The 9,691-nt window shown below is 41.6% G+C and carries 10 protein-coding genes, 2 tRNA genes and 1 pseudogene; 12 read left to right on the top strand and 1 reads right to left on the bottom strand.

The features are described from left to right. Positions 1-98 precede the first annotated feature (98 nt). From AA980_RS23670 to tsaD, 6 genes are all read left to right on the top strand, one after another. Positions 99-172: transfer RNA gene (locus tag AA980_RS23670), tRNA-Met, on the top strand. Between the two features lie 3 nt (positions 173-175). Beyond that, positions 176-252, top strand: a tRNA-Asp gene (locus AA980_RS23665). 149 nt (positions 253-401) lie between these two features. Further along, positions 402-857, top strand: a complete 456-nt coding sequence (tsaE, locus tag AA980_RS23660; RefSeq protein WP_024026567.1) for a tRNA (adenosine(37)-N6)-threonylcarbamoyltransferase complex ATPase subunit type 1 TsaE — start codon at positions 402-404, stop codon at positions 855-857. Next, entirely contained in the window at positions 854-1,561 is a 708-nt protein-coding gene (gene tsaB, locus AA980_RS23655) for a tRNA (adenosine(37)-N6)-threonylcarbamoyltransferase complex dimerization subunit type 1 TsaB (RefSeq protein WP_024026566.1), read from the top strand. Before tsaE ends, tsaB begins: the two co-directional genes overlap by 4 nt. A 12-nt stretch (positions 1,562-1,573) precedes the next feature. Further along, positions 1,574-2,023 (top strand): ribosomal protein S18-alanine N-acetyltransferase, encoded by a 450-nt coding sequence (rimI, locus tag AA980_RS23650; protein ID WP_024026565.1) that lies wholly within the window; start codon positions 1,574-1,576, stop codon positions 2,021-2,023. Then, the gene (gene tsaD, locus AA980_RS23645; RefSeq protein ID WP_024026564.1) at positions 2,020-3,045 is read left to right on the top strand and encodes a tRNA (adenosine(37)-N6)-threonylcarbamoyltransferase complex transferase subunit TsaD; all 1,026 of its coding nucleotides are present in this window, start codon (positions 2,020-2,022) and stop codon (positions 3,043-3,045) included. The genes rimI and tsaD overlap by 4 nt, the downstream gene beginning before the upstream one ends. Before the next feature lie 405 nt (positions 3,046-3,450). Here the strand turns inward: tsaD and AA980_RS23640 are convergent, their stop codons facing one another. Further along, the gene (locus tag AA980_RS23640; RefSeq protein ID WP_024026563.1) at positions 3,451-5,370 is read right to left on the bottom strand and encodes an ABC-F family ATP-binding cassette domain-containing protein; all 1,920 of its coding nucleotides are present in this window, start codon (positions 5,368-5,370) and stop codon (positions 3,451-3,453) included. A 165-nt stretch (positions 5,371-5,535) separates the two neighbouring features. Here AA980_RS23640 and moaC point away from each other — a divergent pair, with 165 nt between their 5' ends. The 6 genes and pseudogenes from moaC to AA980_RS23610 form a co-directional block, all read left to right on the top strand. After that, positions 5,536-6,030 carry a cyclic pyranopterin monophosphate synthase MoaC gene (gene moaC, locus AA980_RS23635; protein WP_024026562.1) on the top strand — a complete coding sequence of 165 codons (495 nt, stop codon included), beginning with the start codon at positions 5,536-5,538 and terminating at the stop codon, positions 6,028-6,030. A 28-nt stretch (positions 6,031-6,058) separates the two neighbouring features. After that, positions 6,059-6,712: a redox-sensing transcriptional repressor Rex gene (locus AA980_RS23630; RefSeq protein ID WP_024026561.1), complete on the top strand. Its 654-nt coding sequence runs from the start codon at positions 6,059-6,061 to the stop codon at positions 6,710-6,712. A gap of 113 nt (positions 6,713-6,825) precedes the next feature. After that, positions 6,826-7,449, top strand: coding sequence for a YhbD family protein (locus AA980_RS23625; protein WP_024026560.1), 624 nt, complete (start codon positions 6,826-6,828; stop codon positions 7,447-7,449). Positions 7,450-7,461: 12 nt separating this feature from the next. Beyond that, positions 7,462-8,184: a bactofilin family protein gene (locus tag AA980_RS23620; RefSeq protein ID WP_024026559.1), complete on the top strand. Its 723-nt coding sequence runs from the start codon at positions 7,462-7,464 to the stop codon at positions 8,182-8,184. A gap of 15 nt (positions 8,185-8,199) precedes the next feature. Further along, entirely contained in the window at positions 8,200-8,910 is a 711-nt protein-coding gene (locus AA980_RS23615) for a hypothetical protein (RefSeq protein ID WP_024026558.1), read from the top strand. Positions 8,911-8,921: 11 nt separating this feature from the next. After that, positions 8,922-9,623: pseudogene (locus AA980_RS23610) on the top strand (MFS transporter); the annotation flags it as partial. Between the last annotated feature and the right edge of the window lie 68 nt (positions 9,624-9,691).

Genomic DNA, 9,691 nt, shown 5'->3' with positions numbered 1-9,691 from the left:
GAAGTTAAGCTTCTCAGCGCCGATGGTAGTTGGGGCATGCGCCCCTGTGAGAGTAGGACGTTGCCAGGCTGTATTATAAAAATTATATTTTCTATTGTCGCGGGGTGGAGCAGTCTGGTAGCTCGTCGGGCTCATAACCCGAAGGTCGTAGGTTCAAATCCTGCCCCCGCAATATGGTCCGGTAGTTCAGTTGGTTAGAATGCCTGCCTGTCACGCAGGAGGTCGCGGGTTCGAGTCCCGTCCGGACCGCCATTTAAAATTTGTACGAAACTAGATTTCGTCTTTTTTTATGTCTTTTGTAAACTACATATGAAATAAGCATCCTTAGGAGACATCCTAAGGTTTTTTTTGCAGTTAAATAAGGGTAAAATAGAGATATGTTAAAGTGTAAAGGTGATTGGATGAATCAATTTGAACTAGATACAACGAATTCAGAAGAAACCTCGCAATTCGCAGCGAAATTAGCTGGATATTTAAAACCAGGTGATGTTATTGCGCTTGAGGGGGACTTAGGTGCAGGGAAAACAACCTTTACCAAAGGGTTGGCGAAAGGATTGGAAATTAAGAAAACAGTTAATAGCCCGACATTTACCATCATTAAAGAGTATAAAGGGAAGCTGCCCTTGTATCATATGGATGTATACCGCGTAGCTGATGCATTTGAAGACCTTGGGTTTGATGAATACTTTGAAGGTGATGGAGTTACAGTAGTGGAATGGGCCCATTTAATTGAAGAGCAACTGCCTTCTGAGAGGCTGACTATTTTCTTGTATCGCGAAGAAGGAGATAAAAGGAAAATGGTGTTAACGCCAACGGGCGAAAGATATGAGCACCTATGTAAGGAGATTTTTCGATGACCATATTAGCGATTGATACTTCTAACTATTGCTTAGGAGTAGCGCTTTTAGAAGATAACCAAGTTCTAGGCGAGTATATAACGAATTTAAAAAAGAATCACTCCGTACGAATTATGCCGGCAATCGAGACTCTTATGAAGGATTGTGAGAGGGTGCCAGCCGATTTAACGAAAATTGTTGTGGCAAAAGGTCCCGGCTCCTATACAGGAGTTAGAATTGGTGTCACGATTGCCAAAACATTGGCTTGGACATTACAACTTCCGCTTGTAGGGATATCGAGTCTGGAAATTTTAGCTGCAGGAACGGGAAGATACTTTGATGGCTATATATCTCCTTTATTTGATGCAAGAAGGGGTCAAGTTTATACAGGTCTATATCAATTTGAAAATGGAAAGCTTGAAATGGTAGAGCCGGATCAGTTGCTACTTTTAGTGGACTGGGCAGCAAAATTAGCTGAATCGGCCAAGCCAATTTTATTTGTCGGGAATGACTTACAGATCCACCGGACAAAGATTGAGGAATTGCTAGGGGTGAAAGCAACTTTTGCTAGTATCACGGAACATAATCCGCGACCGGCGGAACTTGCATTGTTAGGCAGTGATAAACAAGGAGAAGATATACATTCCTTTGTACCGAATTATATCCGTTTAGCTGAAGCGGAAGCAAAGTGGCTAGAGGCAAAAGGGAAAATTTCAAATGGATAGGATAAGAGAGAAATGACAGATTCTTACGAGTTTCGTTATATGAGGGAAGAGGATATAGATCAGATAGTAGAAGTTGAGCACGCCTCGTTTACAATGCCTTGGAGCCGGGAGGCATTTTATAATGAATTGCACAATAACAAGTTTGCTGTCTATATCGTTTTAGAGGAAAATAAAAAAATTATCGGTTATTGCGGTACGTGGATTGTCATTGATGAGGCACATGTAACGAATGTGGCCGTTTTGCCCGAATATAGAGGAAGAAAATTTGGGGAAGCCTTAATGATGAAGCTTATGACTGTTGCCAAAGCGAAGGGGGCAAGAACCATGACCCTCGAAGTTAGGGTAACCAATTATACAGCGCAATCCCTTTATCGTAAACTAGGCTTCCAAAATGGCGGGATTAGGAAAAATTATTATGCGGATAATCAGGAAGATGGGTTAGTCATGTGGGTGAATTTATGAAAAATGATCAGTTTATATTAGGAATTGAAACTAGCTGCGATGAAACAGCAGTCGCAATAATTAAAAATGGCCGTGAAATTGCGGCTAATGTAGTGGCATCACAGATTGAGAGTCATAAACGTTTTGGCGGGGTAGTCCCTGAAATTGCATCACGCCACCATGTGGAACAAATTACAATCGTCATTGAAGAAGCATTGAGTCAAGCGAAGTTAACCTTTGCTGAGCTTGATGCTATAGCTGTTACAGAAGGACCGGGATTGGTTGGTGCCCTTTTAATAGGGGTAAATGCTGCCAAAGCGTTAGCCTTTGCCCATAACAAACCGCTAGTTCCGGTTCATCATATTGCCGGGCATATTTATGCGAACAGGCTGATAACGGAGTTGCAGTTTCCTCTCATAGCTCTAGTGGTCTCAGGGGGGCATACCGAGCTTGTTTATATGAAAGAGCACGGACATTTTGAAGTGATTGGCGAGACGAGGGATGATGCAGCAGGAGAGGCGTACGACAAGGTGGCAAGGACTTTAAATATGCCGTATCCAGGCGGTCCGCATATTGATCGTTTGGCACAGGAGGGAAGCCCGACAATTGATTTACCTCGAGCTTGGTTAGAGGAAGGCTCTTATGATTTTAGTTTCAGCGGCTTAAAGTCAGCTGTCATTAATACCGTCCACAATGCCGAACAGCGCGGCGAAGTGATAGCCCCTGAGGATCTTGCCGCCAGCTTTCAAGCAAGTGTGATTGAGGTATTAGTTAAGAAGACGGAAAGAGCCGTAGCTGAGTATGGTGTGAACCAAGTATTAGTCGCTGGTGGTGTTGCGGCAAATAAAGGCCTCAGGGCGGCATTAGAAAAGGCATTTGCAGATAATGACAAGGTAGAATTGGTGATACCGCCATTATCCTTGTGTACCGATAATGCTGCGATGATTGCCACTGCCGGAAGTGTAATGTTTGAAAAGGGAATCAGAGCAGGGCTTTCCCTAAATGCAAATCCGGGACTAGATATTGAAATCTATAATGGTTAACCAACTCTTCTGAAAAAGAAGAGTTTTTTTTTAATAAAATCCGATTCGCTAATAAACATGTCAGGCGTGTAATGTCATTAACGTTTTTGTGGATAAGATTTTGTAAAAAAACATTGAAAAGTCAATAAATGTGGATAAGCCTGTGGATACTGTTGATAATGTGGATAAAAACGCAACTTATTGTGGATAATGTGGAAAAGCATATAAAACTCCCGAAATTATTCTGTTTATAGTGTGAATAAAGTTGTGGAAAAGTGGAGGATTTCTTAAAAATTGTTGAAATAGTTTCTTTCATTTTTCAATTTCAAATTAAAATTTGTCAATAACACAACAGAATTTGCAGATATCATATATATATCCAAAAAAATAAAGGTTGAAACCGGGTAACCCACCCGGTTTCAACCTTTATTCCGCTAACTCCGCCCATTCCTCCATCAATTGCTCAAGCTCTGTCTTTGCTTTTTCACTTTTTAGGTTGATGTCCAAAACTTTTTCGTGGTCTTGAAAAATCTCTGGTGCACATAATTGCTGCTCATAATCGCTAATTTGTTCCTCAAGCACTTCTATGCGCAGCTCGATTTCATCTAATTTTCTTTTTCGCTGCCGTTCAAGCTTTTTACTTTCCTTATCCTGTTGATAACTATTTTTCTCGTGCGGTGCGGAATCGGCTGCCTTTTTAGCTAAATCTTCAAGCGCCAGTGCTTCAAGTTCTTTTTGCTCCAGTTTTTTTTCTAGATAATAATCATAATCCCCAAGATACTCGCTGCTTCCATTCCCGCTCAGTTCCAGTACCTTTGTAGCGATCCGGTTAATGAAATAGCGATCATGTGAGACAAACAAAATGGTGCCTGGATAATCGATTAAGGCATTCTCCAGCACTTCTTTGCTATCAAGGTCTAAATGGTTAGTTGGCTCGTCCAAAATTAACACATTTGCCTTCTCAAGCATCAGTTTAGCAAGGGCAAGTCGGGCTTTTTCACCGCCGCTTAAGGTAGAAACTATTTTCAGCACATCATCACCGGAAAATAAGAAATTACCGAGAACCGTCCGGATTTCTTTTTCATTTTTAAGCGGATAATCATCCCAGAGCTCATTCAAGACGCGCTTATTGGAGGTTAACTCGGCCTGTTCCTGGTCGTAATACCCAATCGCAAGGTTTGTTCCATATTGAATCGTTCCCGCAAGCGCGGGCAATCGATTGATAATCGTTTTTAACAGTGTTGATTTGCCGATTCCGTTTGGTCCGACAAGGGCAATGCTTTCTCCTTTATAGGCACGGAAGTTGATGTCCTCAGAAATCTTTTCATTGCCGTAACCGACGGCAAGTGAATCCACAGCCAAAACATCATTTCCACTTTGTCTCTCGATTTCAAACGAGAAGGTAGCGGACTTTTCACCACCTAATGGACGGTCGATCATTTCCATCCTTTCGAGCTTTTTCCGGCGGCTTTGTGCTCGTTTAGTCGTCGAGGCACGTGCTAAGTTCCGCTGGATAAAGTCCTGAAGATCAGCAACCTCCTGCTGCTGTTTTTCGTAAAGCTTCATATCGCGCTCATAATTGGCAGCTTTTTGGTCAAGGTAAGAACTATAGTTGCCCGTAAACCTTTGAATTTGTTTGCGGGATACTTCGTAAACTTGAGTGACTACTTTATCTAAAAAATATCGGTCATGTGAGACAATTAAAATGGCGCCATCGTAACTCTGTAAATATTGCTCAAGCCATGAAAGAGTATCGATGTCGAGATGATTTGTCGGCTCGTCCAAAATTAAGATATCAGGTTTCGTTAATAGTAATTTTCCTAAAGCAAGGCGGGTTTTCTGTCCGCCGCTTAAACTTGAAATCGCAAGCACGCTTTCGTGGAAATTTAGCCCATGGAGCACGGAGCGAATGTCTGCTTCGTATTGATAGCCGCCAGTCTCCTTAAATTTCACCTGCAGCTGATCATATTCCTTAAGAACTCGTTCATATCTTTCTTTGTCTTCAAACACACCGGGGTCAGCCATCTGTTCCTCAAGCCTGCGGAGCGACTTTTCCATTAATTGAAGCGGTTCGAAGACAGTCAACATTTCTTCCCAAATGGACAAATTCGATTCTAATCCGGTATTCTGCGCTAAGTATCCAATGGTTACTTCTTTTGGTTTGATAATATCTCCGCCATCATGTGACAAGTGTCCGGCAATGATCTTTAAAAGCGTCGATTTTCCTGCACCATTGCGGCCAACAAGCGCCACCCGGTCTCGCGTTTGTAATTCTAGCTTAATATTCGATAAAATAAGGTCAGCACCATAATATTTTTGTAGTTGATTGACCTGCAGTAAAATCATTTTCATTCACCTCTTACATACGAATAGTGTACCGTATAACTAGAGTGTCGGCAATAAAGGGCTTTAAGAGCGGTAACCTTTAATGAAAAAAAATGTCTCAACTAGTTCAAAGTTTCACACACATTACCGGAAAAATAGTGTATGATTTGAGAGGAGGATTTATATATGACAGATTTTACACATTTTAATGAAGAAGGCAGAGCGAAAATGGTCGACGTCAGTGATAAACCTGAAACTGCACGGACTGCTCTGGCCCATTCCAGCATAACTGTTAGTAAAGAGATTTACGAAAAGATAACCAATAATGAAATGAAAAAGGGCGATGTGTTAGCTGTGGCCCAGGTAGCAGCGGTTATGGCGGCAAAAAAAACATGGGATCTGATTCCAATGTGTCACCCGATTCCGCTAACAGGAGTCAACATTTCTTTCTCGTGGGAAGCGGACAAGCGAGAGAACTATCACCTGCATATTGCTGCAGCAGTAAAAACGAAAGGGAACACAGGTGTGGAAATGGAAGCGTTAACAGCCGCCGCAGCTTGTGCCTTGACCGTTTATGATATGTGTAAAGCAGTGGACAAAGGGATGGTCATCGGACCGACCTATTTAGTCGAGAAAACGGGCGGTAAAAACGGAGATTATAAACGAACCGATGAGATTTAACTAAATCATTCAAGGGGTGTGGGAGATTATGGGTAATGAAACAATGAAAATACCACAGGCGACAGCAAAACGGCTGCCCCTCTACTATCGATTTTTAAAAAACCTTCATTCTTCCGGTAAGCAAAGGGTTTCTTCAGCAGAACTGAGCGAAGCAGTGAAAGTAGACTCGGCAACGATTCGAAGGGATTTTTCCTATTTTGGTGCCTTAGGCAAAAAGGGCTACGGTTATAACGTTAATTACTTATTAACCTTCTTCCGCAAAACCTTAGACCAAGATGAATTAACAAAAGTGGCCTTAATTGGGGTCGGTAATCTAGGTACTGCCTTTTTAAATTATAATTTTTTAAAAAACAATAACACAAAAATAGAATTTGCCTTTGATGTCGATCCGAATAAAATGGGAACGATGATTCGTGAGGTACCGGTCTACCATCTTGACGAATTGGAGAACGTCCTAGCCAATGAAAATATATCGGTAGCAATTCTTACCGTTCCTGCGCCTGTCGCTCAGCAGATTACCGATCGACTTGTGAAGGCTGAGGTCAAAGGGATATTAAATTTTACACCTGCACGGTTAACTGTCCCTCCGTCCACTCGGGTCCATCATATTGATTTAGCAGTAGAGCTGCAATCATTAATTTACTTTTTAAAGCACTATCCGACTGTTGAGATAGAAGAATAATATGATTAAGGGTTTTTCACGAGCATAAACTGGTGGAAGGCCCTTTTTTATTTTCCTGCTTTACATGCGTAACAGTGTTATGTTACATTAGAAAACAGAAAGGGGTTTTCAACATGAGCGAGGAGTTAATTTCTAAGAAGGATTTATTAGATCTAGCAGGAATTTCGTACGGACAGCTGTATCGATGGAAGCGGAAGGATTTGATTCCTGAAGAATGGTTTATTCGAAAATCGACGTTTACCGGTCAGGAAACTTTTTTTCCAAAAGAAAAGATTTTAGAAAGAATCGATAAAATCCAAACGATGAAGGAAAATCTTTCGTTAGATGCACTAGCCGATATGTTTTCGCCGAATATTAGTGATTTGCAAATGGAAAAGGATGATTTAATCAAACGTAACATTGTTTCTGCTGCAGTGATGAATTTTTACCTAGAGAATGATAAGAGCGGTCTTACATTTCATTTTCCAAGAATCCTTGAGGTATATGTGTTAGAAAAGCTGCTTCAGTCGGGTGAAATTAATTTGGATGAGGGGAAAATGGTCTTACAAGTATTAAAGGATAATGCGCCGCTTATCAAACAAAAAAGCTGTGAATTGGTGATTTTCCGAAAGCTTGGGGTATCTTCGTGTCTATTACTCATTAATACAGAAGCTGTCCATTTTGAATCAGGAACGAAACTGGTGGTATCACTGTCACTGATGACTTGTATGGAAGAAATTAAGTCGAAATTATTATAAAGGAGAATGGCAATGGAATTAAAAAATATGGGGGATTTGATCATTAATGGGGTTGGGGCATCTAATGGCGGGAAATTCCAGCTTGTTACATTGAATGGACATGGAACGGTTAACAGTGATATAGAGTGCAGTGACTTTGAATGCAATGGTTCAGGTACGGTTAAAGGCGATGTGAAAGCAAATACAGCTAAGATAAGTGGCAATGCGAGTTTTAAAGGAACGATCGATAGCCAACAGGTTACGGTGGAAGGAACAGCAAAAATTGAGAAAAACCTGTATGCGAAACATCTCTATGTTTCAGGTAAAGCTTCAGTTGGCGGCAAAGTGAAAAGTGAGGAAATAAACCTTCATGGGATTTTAGCGGTGGGCGAAGATTGTGAGGCTGAAATTTTTAAAGGAAAATATCGCTTTACGATTGGCGGCCTGCTAAACGCCGATCAAGTAGATGTTGAGCTTTACGGAGAATGTAAGGCAAAAGAAATTGGCGGGCAGACGATCACCGTAAAACAACATAAAGGGTCGTTCATCGGCACGTTATTCAAGCCTTTCTTTAAAACGCAACTGGAAACGGACTTCATTGAAGGGGACATCATTGAACTTGAAAATACGATCGCAAAAGTGGTTCGCGGCAATCAGGTCAAGATTGGGCCAAATTGTCATATTGGCGTAGTTGAATACACAGAAGAATTTTCACAGGATAAAAATGCTGTAGTTGGTGAGTCAAAAAAGGTTTAAGAGGAGGAGAAGGTAATGGGAAAAAATGAAAATCTAATTATTAATGGATCGGGAAGCTATCCTGGGGGCAATTACGATAAAGTCAGCATTAGAGGAGAAGGGACAATTGTAAATGCTGTTGATTGTTCCGTTTTCAATGTTTACGGAACAAGTGAAGCGGTCGAAAATGCTACTGTTGGCTCCCTGAAAATTATTGGTGAGGCAGAATTTAAAGAGAATGTGGAGGCTGACCAAACGCTTGTCATGGGAACGATGAAGGTCGATGGTAAAGCCTTATTGAAAAAGGTGAAGATTCTCGGGATTTTGGAAGCCGGCGAAAGGCTTAGTGGAGATGAAGCGACCATTAAAGGGAGTATCGCGGTTAATGGCGATGTTGAATATGAGACGTTCGATTCGAGCGGTGGGTTTGAAATCAAGGGACTCTTAACCGCCGAAACGATCAAAGTTTCATTAAGATTTGGAGAGAGCAGTGCTGAGGAAATTGGCGGCGGGAAAATCACGGTGAAAAGGAAGAAGAATTCACTGCTTCCGTTTGGAAAAGAGATTGGATTCCTTACTGCTAAAGTAATTGAAGGGGATGACATCTACCTTGAAAATACAAAGGCAGATATCGTTCGCGGCAAAATGGTCAAAATTGGCCCCGGCTGTCAAATAGGGTTGGTCGAGTATACCAATGAGTTAACGCATGACCCTTCAGCAACAATAAAAACAAAGACACAACTTTAAAGGAGAATGGGATGGTAGCGAAGGAAAGTAAGCTAGGGTTGGTTGTTGTAGGTTTATTATTAGGAATTTTAATGGCATCGATGGATAACACGATAGTGGTTACCGCAATGGGGACAATTGTCGGAGATCTCGGCGGACTTGAGAGCTTTGTTTGGGTGGTTTCCGCTTATATGGTGGCGGAAATGGCAGGGATGCCGATTTTCGGTAAACTATCGGATATGTACGGTAGGAAGCGATTCTTTATTTTTGGATTAATTTTGTTTATGGCAGGTTCCGTATTATGTGGTACAGCCGAAACGATTACGCAATTAAGTATCTACCGGGCGATACAAGGAGTCGGCGGCGGCGCGCTTGTTCCAATCGCGTTTACGATAATGTTTGACCTATTTCCGCCGGAAAAGCGCGGGAAAATGGGGGGCATGTTTGGGGCTGTGTTTGGGCTTTCGAGTATATTTGGACCATTGCTCGGAGCGTATATTACTGATTATATCAGCTGGCATTGGATTTTCTATATTAATTTGCCGCTCGGGATTTTATCGCTGATTTTTATTGTTTTCTCCTACAAAGAATCCCCGATTCACCAAAAGCAATCAATTGATTGGTGGGGGGCGCTTAGCTTAGTGGGTGCCGTTGTATGTTTAATGTTTGCTCTTGAACTTGGTGGGCAGAAATATGACTGGAATTCTACGGTCATTTTAAGCCTATTCGCGGGATTGATGTGACCCCCAAAAGTTAGAGTTTTATATATTAAGCAGCTAATTGGCTGGTATGGATACGGTAT

It is taken from the genome of Neobacillus vireti (assembly GCF_001026695.1).
Taxonomy (GTDB): Bacteria; Bacillota; Bacilli; order Bacillales; family Cytobacillaceae; genus Neobacillus; species Neobacillus vireti.
The sequence above is the reverse complement of the archived record's forward strand: the minus strand, read 5'-3'. Positions and strand labels throughout refer to the sequence as shown.